Here is a 15,487-nt window from a genome sequence, read left to right as displayed (position 1 = left end):
TAGCGCTTTATCCAGGCATAGAGGCTATGCGTCGACACGCCAAGACGCGCCGCTACGTCAGCGACGGGAAGCTTCTTTTCGGTCACTTGATTGACCGCTTGGATTTTGAATGCTTCGGGATAACGTGGGTTGCTCATGGCACCTCCTGATTGGCCTCAGTTTAAGGCATGGAGGTGTCTACGAAACCCGGGGCGATTCACGCTCCAGATAATCGCGAGGTTCAAACTACGCTCACGCTCGGCCATTATCATTGCCACATCAAAGACCGCTCGGGGATCCCTTAGATCAGTCCCCAACTCTTTGGTGAGGCTGACCCAATGCTTCCAAAGAATTGCCTCATCCTCAGGTCCAACATGGGGCCAACGCCCCCTACGTTGTGGTACGCCCAGAATCTCCCGCCTGATTGATGACTCCTTGGACGGAAGCCCGAAAAGCTCAAGAATCATCGGAGAACTTGCCCCAAGCAGTATCGCTCGATTGATCAGTTCATCCTCCTCAGTGTTTTTTGCGTGTGCGAGTACTCGTCTTACTGCAACGCCATCCACGACAACCTTGAACCAGGGTACCGGTGAGTTGACCAGAACCCCCATGCATAGTGGGTCAATGAGTATCTTCGAGGAAGCTTCGCGGCTGCATTCGTATCCGAGCATGACCAACCGACGAAGATGGGAGCGCTCATGAACGATGGCGGCGTAGGTCGAGATATTGGCAACCGAAGGAGTGTTCTTGGCTAACTCTCCTAGGTAGCTCAGGCCTCCTACTTCATCTGGCTCGTCCATTGACTCGAGGACGGTCACCACATCAATCGGTGAACCGCGCGCAGCAAGTTTCTCGATCGCCTGGTAAATCAGACGATGATCACGCCTGAAAAAATCGTCCGCGGTAATGAGGTCTGCAATGAGATCCCATCTGGAATTATCGAGCATCAGACCACCGAGAACGCCTTGCTCGGCCTCAACTGAATGAGGTGGGGTTAGATCAAGCACGCTCATACTGCTGCTCTCCCCAGGGTCGCCCTCTTCGATAGCAACGACACGTTCTGGCTCAGACGCTCCTCACTCAGCGCTTCGAACTTCATACGCCACTCGGGAAACAGCTCCATGGAGAGGTCTTTGATGACCTTGAATGCGGTTGGTGAACGTCGGTGTGTGGGCAACCGATACTCCAATCGGTGAGCGGGAATACCTTCAGTGGCGGCACGACGAAAACTCACCGCCGCCGGGATTGTTGTGCGGACCATCTGAACATGGGGATGGTCGGAAAAAGTCTCGGCTAAAGAGTAATAAATCAGGTTTGCATCATTCGTTGCGTCAAGCTTGTTGATCACCACATTCAGCGGTGGCGTCACAGCACCAAGCGCTGCCAACGGCTCAAGATCCCGGTAGAGCTGGAGCATCCCGCGGTGAAACTCTCGAGCAGTCAACATATCCGGCGTGATGGGAGAAATAGCCATTTGGGCACCCAGCAACGCCATCTCCAAGAGGATGGAGCGCGCGCCCTGGGTGTCGATCAAAATCAGATCAAGGTCGCGTTCAAATGCCGGCATCAAATTTTTGAGACGAAGACGGCCGTCAGCTGCGTGCAAAAGCAGATTGCTCAATTGGTTGAACGGGTCATTGGAGTGAATCAGCGAGAGATTGGGAATGCAGGTCTGGGAGATGATCTGGTCGGCCCGGGTCTCATTATTCGCGATCAGTTGATAGGTGCCGCCTGGCGCTTCATGCGATAGCGCGTAAAACGACGACAGCGATGGCTGGTTATCAAGATCAATGAGTAGGGTTCGAAGACCTGCATCGGCGCAGAACGCACCTAGATTGGCGCCTACCGTGGTTTTACCCGGTCCGCCCTTGGTTGAAACGATCGCTGCGATTTTCATACTGCTTGCCTCTGAATCGATGGATTAGAGGCAGCTTCATAAAAGTCACGCTATATGATTGTCAGGCAAAAACGCCCTGAACGAAAAAAGCCTGCATCTCTGCAGGCTTTTCTCTATCTGGCTCCACGACCTGGACTCGAACCAGGGACCCAATGATTAACAGTCATTTGCTCTACCAACTGAGCTATCGCGGAATGCGCCGTATGTTACTGATTAAAAAGAAGAAGTCAAGCTTTGCGTTACATTCGCTTCAATTACCCGCCATGACCGCTTGAAAACGCCGGTTCCGCCGCCAGATCCAGCCAGGCCCGTGCCGCCGGTGGCAGGTGGGCGCTGGCGCGCCAGGCCAGGGCGATGTGCCAGTCGGTGTGGGGTTCGTCCAGGGGGATCAAGGCGATGCCGGCGTGTTGGTGCTTGTGCGCCAGCATTCGCGGCAGGAAGGCAACGCCCAGGCCGGCGGTGACCAGGTCGACGATAAAGTCGATCTGCCCGCTACGGGCGGTGACTTTCGGGGTCACACCTTTGCGCTCACACGCGCTGAGAATCTTGGCGTTGAGGGCGAAACCGGCTTCGAACAGGATGAACGGCGAGTCCGCCAGGTCGGTGAAGTCGATGCGCTTGCGTCGGGCCAGTGGATGGCTGATGGGCAGTACTGCGATCAGGGGTTCGTTGCGTACCGGTTGGTAGTCAAAGCCTTCGTCCACCGGCAACAGCAGTGCGGCCAGATCGACCTCCCCGGCTTCCAGGCATTCACGCAGTTTTTTACTGCCGTACTCGGTCAGTTCAATGTCGATGTCCGGGTAACGGCTGCGGTACGTGGCGAACATGGCGGCAAACAGCACCCCGCACCCCACCGGCGGCAGGCCAATGCGTAGTACGCCGCGTGTAAGACCGCGCAGGTCGTTGATTTCAGCCATCAGGTCGTTGCGTTCGGCGAGTATCACCAAGGCGCGGCGGTAGGCGATTTCACCGGCGGCGGTCAGCTCGTTCTTGTGGCCGAGGCGGTTGAGCAACGGCGTACCCAGCTCGTCTTCCAACGTCTTGATCGCCTTGCTGACGGTAGACTGGGTCAACGCTACCACCTCGGCCGCCTGGGAGAACCCACCCTGGCGCACCACTTCGACAAACGCACGCAATGTTCGCAGGTTCATCAGTATTCCTTTTGCGACTGGATAGCAGTGATAAAAGTTGTTTTTATCATGTCACAACTTTGCTTATCGTGTAGCACTTTGCCCTGTGGAGACACCGTCGATGATCATCTCGTCCGCTTCCGACTACCGCGCTGCGGCCAAGCGCAAGTTGCCGCGCTTTCTGTTCGACTACATCGACGGCGGCGCCTACGCTGAGCACACGTTGCGCGCCAACAGTTCGGACCTGGCCGAGATCAGCCTGCGCCAACGCATCCTGCGCAATGTCGACAGCCTGAGCCTGAGCACCAACTTGTTCGGCACGGAACTGGCGATGCCGGTCATTCTTAGCCCGGTCGGCCTGACCGGCATGTATGCGCGACGCGGTGAAGTGCAAGCGGCCAAGGCAGCTGCCAACAAAAACATCCCCTTCTGCCTGTCGACGGTGTCGGTGTGTTCAATTGAGGAAGTGGCCTCGCAGAGCCCGCAGTCGATCTGGTTCCAGCTCTATGTGCTCAAGGATCGCGGCTTTATGCGCAATGCGCTGGAGCGAGCTCAGGCGGCCGGCGTGACCACGCTGGTGTTCACCGTGGATATGCCCACACCCGGCGCACGCTATCGCGATGCGCACTCGGGCATGTCCGGGCCGTACGCGGCGCAGCGGCGCATGCTGCAGGCGGTCACCAAGCCGCAATGGGCATTCGATGTGGGCTTGATGGGCCGCCCCCACGACTTGGGCAATATCTCCAAGTACCTGGGCAAACCCACCCATCTGGAGGACTACATTGGCTGGCTTGCCAACAACTTCGACCCGTCGATCAGTTGGAAAGACCTGGAGTGGATCCGCGAATTCTGGAAAGGCCCGATGATCATCAAGGGCATCCTCGACCCCCAGGATGCCAGGGATGCGGTGAGTTTCGGTGCCGACGGTATCGTGGTGTCCAACCATGGCGGCCGCCAACTCGACGGCGTGCTGTCCACCGCCAAGGCGTTGCCGCCGATTGCCGACGCGGTGGGCGATGACTTGACCGTGCTGGTGGACTCCGGCATTCGTTCCGGGCTCGACGTGGTGCGTATGCTCGCCCTGGGTGCGAAGGCGTGCCTGCTGGGGCGCGCGACCACCTATGCGCTGGCCGCCGAAGGCCAACGTGGGGTAGAGAACGTGCTGGATATCTTCGCCAAGGAAATGCACGTGGCCATGACGCTGACCGGCGTCACTTCCATCGCGCAGATCGACCGCACGACGCTGGTCCAGCCGTGATGAAGGCGGTGTCATTTATGTGAGGTTTATTTCAGACGTTGTTTGTTCGCGACAAACAACGCGAACCACCGTGACATTAAAGTTGAACGGGTCGGCTGCAACGCCGGCCCATACCAGCCAAATAACTGGCGCCATTAATTAAAAGATAATTTTTGCTTTAATTACAGTCTTTTGATTTATAAGAACTTTTTAAAACAAAACGGCTTTGGCACGAATCTCGCTGTAACACTTGCCAAGCAGGTTAAGTGATGACAAGACGTGCGGCACGTGCCTCGGGGTTATAACTCAATGCAAAGCGGTTTAAACTGCTCCTCATGTTTTACGGAACTGAAGGAACAGTAAGACGCCTGGCACTTGCCGCCCTCATCCCGCCTGTAAGACAGCCAAGTGCTTAGAGGCCACCCGCTTATGAAAACACCCACCCAGACCAACGCGATTGACTTCGACACTGCCAAATTGCAGCGCCTGGGATTTGGTCAACCTTCCCTGCGTCCACGCCGCCCCGCAACCCTGAGCGAACTGTGCCAGCAACTGAGCCAACAGTTGCAAACCAGCCTGGAGCCGGAGCGCATCCTCGGCCTGTTCTTTCGCGAAATACAACGCCTGGTGCCGCTGGACGCGTTGCAGTATCGCCATGCCGCCAGCGACCTGCGCCTCGAGTTCGGTCATCGTGGCCACCATTCGGTGAGCTACACCTTGAGCCACGAAGGCGAGCACCTTGGGGAACTGGTGTTTCGCCGCAACCAACGGTTGATCGACGAGGAACTGAGCCAGCTCGAATCCCTGCTGGTGACGTTGCTGTATCCGATGCGTAACGCCCTGCTCTACCGTGCAGCCACCCGCAGCGCCCTGCGCGATTCGCTGACCGAAACCGGTAACCGCGTGGGCATGGATCAGACGCTGCAACGGGAAATCGACATGGCCAGGCGGCATCTGCACCCCTTATCCGTGCTGATGCTGGACATCGACCACTTCAAGAGAATCAATGACACCCATGGTCACGCCGCCGGCGATAGCGTGCTGCGCACCGTGGCGGGGGCGATCAAACACCAGTTGCGTAACGTCGACATGGTATTTCGGTTTGGCGGGGAAGAGTTTCTGATCCTGCTGTCCAACACCGGACGCGATGCAGCGAAGATGGTCGGTGAGCGTTTGCGCCAGGCGGCACAAGCCCAGGACTATTGGGTGGAAGGCACGCGGGTCGAATTGACGGTGAGCCTGGGTTGCTCGACGCTGCTGGCGGCCGAATCGGCTGAAAGCCTGCTGCGCCGGGCAGACAACGCGCTGTACGTGGCCAAGCGCGAAGGCCGCAACCGCTTGGCGATGGCGGGGTAAGTCCCCGCCATCACGTTTACATCACGCCTCGCTGGCAACGCGCACCGAGCGCTCGCGAATGGCTGGCGCCTTCTCTTTGTCTTTCTCGACGTTCTCCAGGCGCATGCAGCTTTCCAGGAACAGGTACATGTAGTCGTAGCTTTTGCATACTGCCTGGCGCAACTCTTCCTGCAGGGCCATGCCAGGGTTGTTCCCGGCCAGGGTGCAGATGATTTCCAGGGCTTCCCACGGGTGGGCGTCGTCGTACTGGGCGTGCATCTTCAGCCACTTCATCGCCCGCTTGCGATCTTCCTCGGGGAAGGCGTCGGCATACACACCGGTAGAGCAGACCACGGCAGACCACTCCCCAGTCGCCCCCTCGATCGCATAGTTGGTGGCGGCAATCGCGACGATCAACGAATCCGCCGAGCTGGTGTGCCAGCACCAATGACTCAGTGCATGCAATTCCGGCGGCACGTCCTGGGCTTGCAGCTCTTCAAGGCTGACACCATGGGCACGCGCCCAATTCACCCAATAATCCGCATGGTTGAGTTCCACGCGAATGTTGCGCATCAGCCAACGTCGCGCCATATCCTCACCCGGGTGGCGGGCGAACTTGGTCTTGGTCAGGTTTTGCGCCATGTACAAAGCAAACTGTTCCACCACCGGCCAACCACCAATGAGGTAGTGGCGCATGGTCTTGGCGCTGAGGGCGTTGTCGCGCATACGCTGATACAGTTCGTGCTCGACAACCCGACGCTTGCTCTCGCTACAGGCCTGGATCAATTGCTGCGCCCAGGCTGGGTAACTCGAGGCTTCCATAAGCGGCCCGGTTCTGTTGAATGTGTCGATCACTGTAGGGCTCCTTTTTAAGTGTGATTTTACAGACCAGCAAATGTTTCAGCGGAATGTGCCGGGCGCCTTGAACACCAGGGGCTGAGGCCGCACGGGTCGACACTGCAAGCTATCAAAGGTAAACAATTGCGGGCGTTCAATCAGGTAGCCCTGAGCGTAATCCACACCGATCTCAAGCAACGCTTGTTCGATCTGGGGTGTTTCAACAAATTCGGCAATTGTGCGCTTACCCATGACGTGGCCGATGTGGTTGATCACTTCGACCATGGCGCGGTTAATCGGGTCGTCCAGCATATCCTTTACGAAACTTCCATCGATCTTCAGGAAGTCTACAGGTAAATGTTTCAAATATGCGAATGAGGACATTCCGGCGCAAAAGTCGTCGAGTGAGAAATGGCAACCTAACGCTTTGAGTTCATTAATAAATCGAATGGCACTACCCAAATTGGCTATAGCGCTGGTTTCAGTTATTTCAAAACAAATCATTTCTGGTGGAATGCTGTAAGCACCGAATTTCTCACGTAAAAAACCTAGAAAATCGTCATCACCGATAGTTATTCCTGACAGATTAATCGCACACATGGCCATAGGACGGCCCGGACGTTCAGTCATGCATCGAGCAATGATCTTGAATACGTTTTCAACCACCCAACGATCCAGCGACGTCATCAAACCGTATCGTTCGGCTGCCGGGATAAAACTGTCGGGCAAAATGATGCGCCCGGCTTCGTCATGCAGGCGTAGAAGAATTTCGATGTGCCCATTGCCGGCTTCGGTGTGGCCCAACGGCGAGATTTCCTGCGCATAGAGGCAAAACCGATCCTCCTCAAGGGCAATGTGCAGGCGCTGCACCCAGGCCATTTCGCCAAAGCGCAGCGACAACTCGGAATCATCGGCGTGATAGACCTGTATGCGGTTGCGCCCTTTTTCCTTAGCCATGTAGCAGGCCATGTCGGCCGCCCGCAGGGAGGTTTCCAGGGTGGTTGGGGTTTGCGAGATATGCACAAGGCCGATGCTGACGGTGGTCATGAACGGTCGGCCTTTCCACACAAAGTGCAGGCTTTGCACCGTATGGCGCAAGCTCTCGGCGATCTTTTCCGCCACCGGCGCCGGGCAGTTCTCCAGCAGAATGCCGAACTCGTCCCCCCCCAGGCGTGCCAACGTATCTCCCTCGCGCAAGTCAGATTGCAACAGCGCGCAGATGTGGCGCAGGAGTTCGTCGCCTGCCGCATGGCCGCAGGTGTCGTTGACCAGCTTGAACTGGTCTAGATCGAGAAACATCAAGGCATGTCGCCCATTTTGCTGGCGTGCCACCTGTTGCAGTACCTGCTCAAGACGGAACTCGAATTCGCGGCGATTGGCCAGGCCAGTCAAGGCATCATGGGTCGCCTGCCACGAAAGGTTGGCGATGTACTGGCGCTCCTGGGTCATGTCGTGCAGCACCAACACCGCACCGCTGACCTTGCCGGCACTGCGGATCGGCGCGCCCACCAGCGTGACCGAGACGGTGCTGCCGTCCAGGCGCTGGATCAGCTTGGAATGCTCGCTGCCGCCACTGAGTTGGCCCTTGATGATGTGTTCAATCAAGGTAAAGCCGTCGGGCTCGGCGTTTTCATCCAGCAACTCGAATAACGCCGCCAACGGCAAGCCCTGGGCCTGTTCGGACTTCCAGTGGGTCAGCGCTTCGGCCGCGGGGTTCATATAAGCAATGGCGCCGTCGACGTCGGTGGTGATCACCCCGTCACCAATCGACTCCAACGTGATCTGCGCCCGCTCCTTCTCCGCCTGCAGCGCGTCAGCGAAGGCGTGGCGCTGGGCCAGCAACTTGTGGGTACGCAACAGCGCCAGGACGATCAGCCCCAGGGCGGTGGCCAGGTTGGTGATCAACAACAGGCGCAGGATCATTCGCGAACCTTCGCCCAGCGCATCACTGAACGCCTTGGCGGCCGGCGTTACACCCTCGTTGATGGCAATGATGCGCGCTTTCCAGGCGCGCACATCCTGCTCGGTGACCTGATCGGTGCTGATGGCGCTGTGCATCTGCTGGGCCAGTTCATCCAGTTGCTCAAGGTAGCCATCGCCCACCGTCCACAGCTCAATGGCTTTTTCCAGGTAGCTGAAATGGCGGAAGTTGAGGTACAGCCAGATCAGGCTGGGGACGTCGTCCGGGTGATTGCCACCCTTGAGGATGCCCAGGCGCGCGGCAGCCAGGTTTGGCGTGGCCCGATCCAGAGCCACACGCAGCTCATGCCCGCCTTGAGGTACGGCAATGGCATGCTGGTATTTGAGATAGGTGGCGTCGTCGCGGCTATCGGCATACAGCGTCAGGTAATAGATGGCATCCTTCTGGCCCTTGGACCACAAGCTTTCGCCAGCCACATAGCCACGCACCGCAGAGAGCACGTAGAGACTGCCACAGCCTAACAATGCCTGGAACAAGACAACGGCAATAAAGGGCCAGACGATACCCAACAACCGTGGCGTTCCGAGAGTCCGCTTTTGCTTCATGAAGTCCCTTACACATGCACAGCTTGATACGCACGCGAAAATCCGCTTCCGATAGCACAGCCTAAGCTAAATCAACGCACTTGTTGCAGGTGTCCGTAAAGTTTGGCGTAGAGCCCGCCGTCGGCGATCAATTGCTGATGGTCACCATCCTCGGCGATGTGCCCGCCATCGAACACCAGTACTCGGTCAGCCTGTTTCACCGCGGACAGCCGGTGGGCGATGATCAGTGTAGTACGCCCGCTGAGAAACCGCGCCAATGCCTGGTGCAGGTTGTACTCGGTCGCCGCATCCAGTGCCGAGGTGGCTTCGTCCAGAATCACCACTTTAGGCTCGGCGAGCACCATGCGGGCGATGGCCAGGCGCTGCCGTTGACCACCGGAGAAGCGCACACCCGAGCGCCCCACCACACTGTCCAGGCCCATGGGCAGCGCCCTGACAGTAGCATCCAGCTGGGCGATTTCCAGCGCCTGCCAGCAGGCTTGATCGGAGCGAGTGCGGCCCATGGTCAAATTGGCGCGCACGGTGTCGTTGAACAGCGCCGGGTGTTGCAGGACTACGGCGACGTTTTCACGAATGGTTTCCAGGCCGATCTCCTGCTGGGTGGCCCCGCCAAAACGAATGCTGCCGGCCTGTGGTGTATAGAGCCCCAGCAGCAACTGCACCAGGGTACTTTTGCCGCCGCCGCTGGCGCCGACAATCGCCACCTTCTCCCCCGGCGCGATCGCCAGGTTCAATTGGTCGAGCACCAGGTCCTCACCGTAGCCAAACTCCAGACCACGCACCTCGATACCGACAGTCTCATGCCCGGTAAACGGGTCGGCACCACCGGCGTACTGCGGCTCATCGGCGCGTGCCAACAGCTCGTTGATCCGCGTCAGCGCGCCGCCCGCGGCGTAGTAGGCGTATTGCAGGTTCAGCAGTTGTTCCACCGGGCCGATCATGAACCACAGGTAGCTGAACACGGCGAGCATCTGGCCGATGGACAGGTCGGAGAACAGCACCGTAAGCATGGCTGCCGCACGGAAAATGTCGATACCGAACTGGAACAGCAACCCACTGGCGCGGCTGGAAGCATCGGTTTTCCATTGGGAATGAATCGCATAGTCGCGCACTTCCTGGGCACGCTGGCCCAGGCGCCCGAGGAAAAAGCCCTGGCGATTGCCGGCGCGCACTTCCTGGATGGCATCGAGGGTTTCGGTCAGTGCCTGGGTAAAGCGCGAGGTGCTGTCGTTCTCCAACTTCTTCAGATGCTTGACGCGCTTGCCCAATTGCACGGTGGCGTAGATCACCAACGGGTTGAACAACAGGATCAATAGCGCCAGCTGCCAATGCATCCACACCAGGATTGCCGACGTGCCGACCAGGGTGAGCATCGCCACCAGGAAACGGCTGAGGGTTTCGCCGACGAATTTGTCCAGGGTGTCCAGGTCGGTGACCAGATGGGTAGTGACCGTACCGCTACCCAAGCTTTCGTACTCACCCAGGGAGATCCGCTTGAGGCGTTCGATCAGCCGCACGCGGATGCGATAGACGATGTCCTTGGCCAAACGCGCAAACAGCCGCGCCTGCACCACGTTGAACACCAACGCACCACAGCGCAGGGCCAGCGTTACCAATAGCATCAGGCCGATGTAGCCGGCGGCTTTCTGCCAACCCAGGGGCAACGCGTGGTTCATCACCTTGAGCGCGGCATCGCCGTGGCCCAGCAGCACTTCGTCCACCAGCAATGGCAACAGCAGGGGGATCGGCACACTGCACAGCGTCGCCAGCACGGCCACGCCATTGGCGATCCACAGGGCTTTCTTGTGGCGCAGCGCCAGACGGCGAATCTCTGCCCAGGTCAGGCGGTCAGTGCGTTGAGGTTGCTCATACACAGGCAGCTCGCTCCAGCCATCGACCCAATAACGGCGACAGCTCGGACAGCGGCTGGTAACCATTGGTCAGCAAGGCCAACTGGCCATTGCGCTCTGCGAGCAACGTCGGGAAACCGGCGATCCCCAGATCCTGCACCCAGGTGAAATCGGCGGCCGTGGCGGCATGCTGCTCGGCGCGGTCGAACTCGCCTGCAAACTCGATACGCGGAATACCGGCCTGCTCGGCCAGGTCCACCAGCACATGGGCGAGGGTCACGTCCTGTCCCTCGACATAGAACGCGCGCTGGATCAGCCCCAGCAGCTTCCAGGCGCAATCCGGCGCCAGGCTGCGCGCGGTGACGATGGCACGGCAGGCAGGCTCGGTGTCGTAGACAAACCCGTCAGGCAATGCGCCCTCACGCTTGAATGGCTGGCCGGTGGCCTCGGTGACCGCTTGCCAGTGTTCAAGAATGTAGCGCCGGGTGGTCGGCTCCAGCGCTGCACCGCTACCGGTACGCAAGCCGCCCACCACCAGGTGCACGTCCACGCCGGCCGCCTGGGCCTGCTCAACCAGCGCCTGCGCGACCGGGGCGAAGCCCCAGCACCAGGAACACATCGGATCCATTACATAGAGCAGGCGCGCAGACATGGCTCAGGCCTCGGAAGGAGTTTGCTTGTAGTTGAAACCAATCGGGTGCGGCATGTTGCGGGCCTTGGCCAGCTCGATCTGCTTCTGCCGGTCGATCGCGCTGCGACGGGTCTTCTCCGGCAGCTTATCCCAGCAATGGGGGCAACTGATGCCAGCCACATAATGCTCAGAGGCGCGATCTTCTACGCTCACTGGTGTGCGGCAGGCATGACATTGATCGTAGTCGCCTTCGCTCAAGTCGTGGCGCACGGTCACGCGATTGTCGAACACAAAGCAGTCGCCCTGCCATTTGGTTTCTTCCTGGGGCACCTCTTCGAGGTACTTCAGGATCCCGCCCTTGAGGTGATAAACCTCATCAAAGCCTTCGCTGAGCATATAGCTCGACGCCTTCTCGCAACGAATGCCGCCAGTGCAGAACATGGCGACTTTCTTGTGCTTGGCCGGGTCGAAGTTGGCTTTGATATAGTCGGGAAATTCGCGAAAACTGGTGGTCTTTGGGTCGATTGCGCCCTCAAAGGTACCGATTGACACCTCATAATCGTTACGGGTGTCGATCAACAGCACTTCAGGATCGCTGATCAGCGCGTTCCAGTCTTGCGGGTCGACGTAGGTGCCGACTTTTTTGTTCGGGTCAACACCTTCGACGCCCAGGGTCACGATCTCTTTCTTGAGCTTGACCTTGGTTCGATAGAACGGCTGGTCGTCGCAGTAGGATTCCTTGTGGTCGATGTCGACCATGCGCGGGTCTTTTTTCAGCCAGGCCATCAGGCCATCGATACCTTCGCGGCTGCCGGAAACGGTGCCGTTGATGCCTTCTTCGGCGATCAGCAAGGTGCCTTTGATGCCGTTGTCGACCATCGCCTGCAGCAGTGGCTCGCGCAGGGCGACGTAATCTTCGAGGGTGACGAACTTATACAGTGCCGCCACAACAATCGGTTGAGTCATGTGTATTCTCTCCAGGTGGCTACCCTCGTAAGGGGTGAACCGGATGCAAAAAGGCGTCGGTCAGGCGACGCGGCGCGCATTCTAACAAAAGTGCGGCGCCATCGCATCGGCACGCAGCCTCTGATATGCCCTCAGCGATGTGGGTTACGTACCCCCTCCACTCGGTAACGCTGGCCGCCGAGATGGCTGAACATCAAACGATAGGCACCGCGTCCACGAGCAGCGGCGTAGCCGTGCAAATCAGCGGACCATAGTTGGTCTCTGTGAGCATGCCAATGAACCGCGCCAAAACGCCCTTCACGCAAGTGGCTGAGGGTAAGGGCAATACTGCGGCGCTCGCGGCCCGATAGTTGGGTATCTACAAGCCTCGCGGTATCGAACTCCATCTGCGGGGTAGCGGCTCTCGCTGCCGCCGGCGCCACCAACGGCACCTGCGCCTGTGCTTGCCGACCACCGCGTGCGCGACTTGAACCAGCCACCGGTGTCGTCACCCCAACCTCGAACGCGCTTGGCCCCGCCTGCTGACCGCTCGCGGCAGCGGACTCACGTGCTGGACTTCGCAGCACTATCACGCCATAGCCCATGCGTTTCAACTCCGGCATCGGGTTACGATTCCCCCCCAGTACGCGTTCGAGGTCTTCCGCCTCGTCCACAGGCCCCACGTAGCCACGCAGGGTCCCCTGACGCCGATGGACCATAAGGGTAATGCCTTTTTCAGCATGACGGCGCGCGTAGGCAAAATTCACCAGCCGCTCCGTTTCTTCGTGACTCAGCCCCGCATCCTCCGCCGCAGCAATCGCCGTCTCCGAAACGGCCCTGGCGAAATTTTCTTCCTGTTGTTGCGCTGCGCTGGCCAGGGCCTGCGGCTGCATGCTTTGATAGGTAATGAAGCGGGCGGTACCAACCAGCAGGCCTCCCACCAGCCCGCCCACGGCAGCTCCCACCCTCGCATCGCCCAGCAACGCTCCCGCCCCCAGGCCCAGCAAGGCCAGAACCAGGATGAGTATGATCTCGTCCTGTATCTGAGGATTTTCCATGTCGGTAGGCTGCAACCCCATTGAATCAACGAACGTGACCGGGTTGTTGAACGCCATGAGATAAGGATTCAGCTGCGTCCCTCCCCCAACGGGGTCGGGGCTTATCCAGCGCTGCAACCATGGGGCGTAATAGCGGAAACCGTAGTAATACAAACCGCTGCCGTCACGCTCCTTGCCTGAATATCGACGGGTTTTGTAACTGCCCTCCACCGCGTTGCGCGATGCCCACCACGCTGTCCCCCCATACGGGAAATAACTCTCCTGACTCAATAACTCGGCCTCTTCGCCCAACTCCAACCCATGGCTCGACTGCTGATCGGTCAGGCAGAAACGCAGGGCTTCATCGTCAGCCCCCTCATCAAGTCCCAGCTCCCATTGCAAGACCTCCACCGCGCAGCGCGCTACGTCAAGGCGCAACACATTCAATCGACGCAATGGCCACTGGCGAATTTCCAGGCCTGGCAGGTAATAGACACGCGCCGTTTGTCGACTGCCGGCAACCTGCTGGTGAGTGAGCTTGAGCACACGCTGGCCGTCGCCTGCATACACATAAGCTTCCTCATCCGAGTCAGCTCCGTCGCGCACAACTGACGTGACCCTGGACAACTGATTACGCACATTCCACGCCATCGCTACACCACGCCCCAGCCGTTGCTGATTGCCATTGGCGTCAAAACCCTGCGCCAACGCGCCAACCGGATGCTCGCTAGACAACGCGCGGTTACTGCCACTGGCGACCTGCATGTCGCGCGTGTAACCGACGCCACTGGACGGCACATGCCGCAACCGGGTCAGGTTGCCCCCCTCGTCATAAGCATAATGCTGGGTGTAGTTGCGACATAAACCGGCATCGGTCGAACCGAACGAAATACGCGCAGGCAGTGCTGGGGTGATGGCGGCGACGGTACTTTCCCGGCCTGTCGCCTGGGTCAGTTGGTACAGCGAGTCGTATTGATAGCAATAGGCGGCATTCACTTGCGTGTTGTGGCTCCATTGGGCCGGTTGCGCCTGATCCCGCAGCTTCGAAACATTTCCCACGGGATCATAGTCGTAGCGCAAATCCTGTAATGGCGCCGCCGGCTCATTTTGGCGGTACGCCATCAACCGGTTCATACGGCCATCCTCGGGCCGATAGGCGGCCAGACTGCTCACGCCATTGCCCAACCGGGCCGTCTCCACCTGACCGGCGGCATTATAGACGTAGCGGTCTATCACGGTTTTGCGTGCGCCACTTTTCAAGGCGAGGTGAATATGTTTCGTCTGTCCGTCCAACCCATAGGCAAACTGCCGACCATTACCCTTGGCGTCGACCTGTTCCAACGTGCCGCCGAGGGCATCAAATATCCAGCGTGTGGTGTAACGCTCGCCGTCCAACTGCGCGTCCTGATCGGCCTGAGCAAGCGGCCAGTCAACATCGCCCGGCGCCTCGCGAAATCGCCGCGTCTGCCGAAGCACTTGCCCGCTCATCCCATACGCTTCGAACACTTGGGTGCCAGCCGGGTCGGCATGGCACACCAGACGACCACCGCGGTTAAGGGCGCGGTGCTCAGACGTTGGGGTGGCATATACCAGGCGTTCAACACACCGGGGTCGCTCTTCGTCGGCAGCCTGTTCGAACACCGCCACCGGACGTTGCAAGTCATCGTAGTCGTGGCGCTGATAGGCCCCCCTACCATCCCAGACCTGCAACAGTTGCCCGGATGGCGCTGCCAGCATCAGCCGCATGCCGGCGTCCACATCGTGGTTGCGGATCAGCGTCCCGGACAGGCTGTACACCGACACCTGATTCGCCTCGATCAATGGTTCACGTGATTTAAGGGTATGCAGGCGAGAGTCCCACTGCTCAAGCATCAGGCCGCTGGCCCCATAGACTTGACGCCTGACACGGGCCGTCGGCGCAGCCTGGGGGGTAGCGCGCAGATAAGCGACACTGCGGACCGTCAACCCACGGGGGTCGAATGCTACAAGCGAGGGCGTATTTCGATGAAGTGAAGCAGACATAATCACATGGCCTGAGTTGCACAATGGTCAGAAAAGCCTAGGGCTCATGTCTTGCACAGAG

General features: G+C 59.0%; 11 protein-coding genes, 1 tRNA gene and 2 pseudogenes. 2 read left to right on the top strand and 12 right to left on the bottom strand.

Annotated features, from left to right (window positions below):
- The 6 genes and pseudogenes from J1G33_RS12610 to J1G33_RS12590 form a co-directional block, all read right to left on the bottom strand.
- Positions 1–137, bottom strand: a 137-nt coding sequence (locus J1G33_RS12610) for a transposase (protein ID WP_223018185.1), incomplete at its 3' end; no start/stop codon positions are given.
- 18 nt (positions 138–155) lie between these two features.
- A pseudogene (locus J1G33_RS12605) lies at positions 156–569 on the bottom strand (STY4526/YPO1902 family pathogenicity island replication protein); the annotation flags it as partial.
- 45 nt (positions 570–614) lie between these two features.
- A pseudogene (locus J1G33_RS27865) lies at positions 615–992 on the bottom strand (DnaB-like helicase N-terminal domain-containing protein); the annotation flags it as partial.
- On the bottom strand, positions 989–1,876 hold the full coding sequence (locus J1G33_RS12600) for a ParA family protein (RefSeq protein WP_223018181.1): 888 nt from the start codon (positions 1,874–1,876) through the stop codon (positions 989–991). The pseudogene J1G33_RS27865 and the gene J1G33_RS12600, both read right to left, overlap by 4 nt.
- Positions 1,877–1,994: 118 nt before the next feature.
- Positions 1,995–2,070, bottom strand: a tRNA-Asn gene (locus J1G33_RS12595).
- Positions 2,071–2,130: 60 nt separating this feature from the next.
- The gene (locus J1G33_RS12590) at positions 2,131–3,027 is read right to left on the bottom strand and encodes a LysR family transcriptional regulator (RefSeq protein WP_032880168.1); all 897 of its coding nucleotides are present in this window, start codon (positions 3,025–3,027) and stop codon (positions 2,131–2,133) included.
- Between the two features lie 100 nt (positions 3,028–3,127).
- On the opposite strand from J1G33_RS12590, the gene lldD reads away from it, so the two are divergent.
- Entirely contained in the window at positions 3,128–4,264 is a 1,137-nt protein-coding gene (gene lldD, locus J1G33_RS12585; protein ID WP_223018180.1) for an FMN-dependent L-lactate dehydrogenase LldD, read from the top strand.
- A 408-nt stretch (positions 4,265–4,672) separates the two neighbouring features.
- Complete coding sequence (locus J1G33_RS12580; protein WP_223018179.1) at positions 4,673–5,599, top strand: GGDEF domain-containing protein; 927 nt, start codon at positions 4,673–4,675, stop codon at positions 5,597–5,599.
- Positions 5,600–5,620: 21 nt separating this feature from the next.
- On the opposite strand, the gene J1G33_RS12575 is transcribed toward J1G33_RS12580, so the two are convergent.
- From J1G33_RS12575 to J1G33_RS12550, 6 genes are all read right to left on the bottom strand, one after another.
- The gene (locus tag J1G33_RS12575) at positions 5,621–6,433 is read right to left on the bottom strand and encodes an iron-containing redox enzyme family protein (protein WP_223018178.1); all 813 of its coding nucleotides are present in this window, start codon (positions 6,431–6,433) and stop codon (positions 5,621–5,623) included.
- Positions 6,434–6,478: 45 nt separating this feature from the next.
- Positions 6,479–8,941 (bottom strand): EAL domain-containing protein, encoded by a 2,463-nt coding sequence (locus J1G33_RS12570; RefSeq protein WP_223018177.1) that lies wholly within the window; start codon positions 8,939–8,941, stop codon positions 6,479–6,481.
- 71 nt (positions 8,942–9,012) lie between these two features.
- On the bottom strand, positions 9,013–10,815 hold the full coding sequence (locus J1G33_RS12565) for an ABC transporter ATP-binding protein (protein ID WP_005789883.1): 1,803 nt from the start codon (positions 10,813–10,815) through the stop codon (positions 9,013–9,015).
- Positions 10,808–11,443 (bottom strand): DsbA family protein, encoded by a 636-nt coding sequence (locus J1G33_RS12560; RefSeq protein ID WP_078821909.1) that lies wholly within the window; start codon positions 11,441–11,443, stop codon positions 10,808–10,810. The genes J1G33_RS12565 and J1G33_RS12560 overlap by 8 nt, the downstream gene beginning before the upstream one ends.
- 3 nt (positions 11,444–11,446) lie before the next feature.
- Positions 11,447–12,388 carry a rhodanese-related sulfurtransferase gene (locus J1G33_RS12555; RefSeq protein WP_078821910.1) on the bottom strand — a complete coding sequence of 314 codons (942 nt, stop codon included), beginning with the start codon at positions 12,386–12,388 and terminating at the stop codon, positions 11,447–11,449.
- Positions 12,389–12,519: 131 nt separating this feature from the next.
- Complete coding sequence (locus tag J1G33_RS12550; protein ID WP_223018176.1) at positions 12,520–15,426, bottom strand: RHS repeat-associated core domain-containing protein; 2,907 nt, start codon at positions 15,424–15,426, stop codon at positions 12,520–12,522.
- Between the last annotated feature and the right edge of the window lie 61 nt (positions 15,427–15,487).

The sequence above is a fragment of the Pseudomonas sp. P867 genome (assembly GCF_019891455.1).
GTDB lineage: Bacteria > Pseudomonadota > Gammaproteobacteria > Pseudomonadales > Pseudomonadaceae > Aquipseudomonas > Aquipseudomonas synxantha_A.
This window is presented reverse-complemented; position numbering and strand designations above follow the sequence as displayed.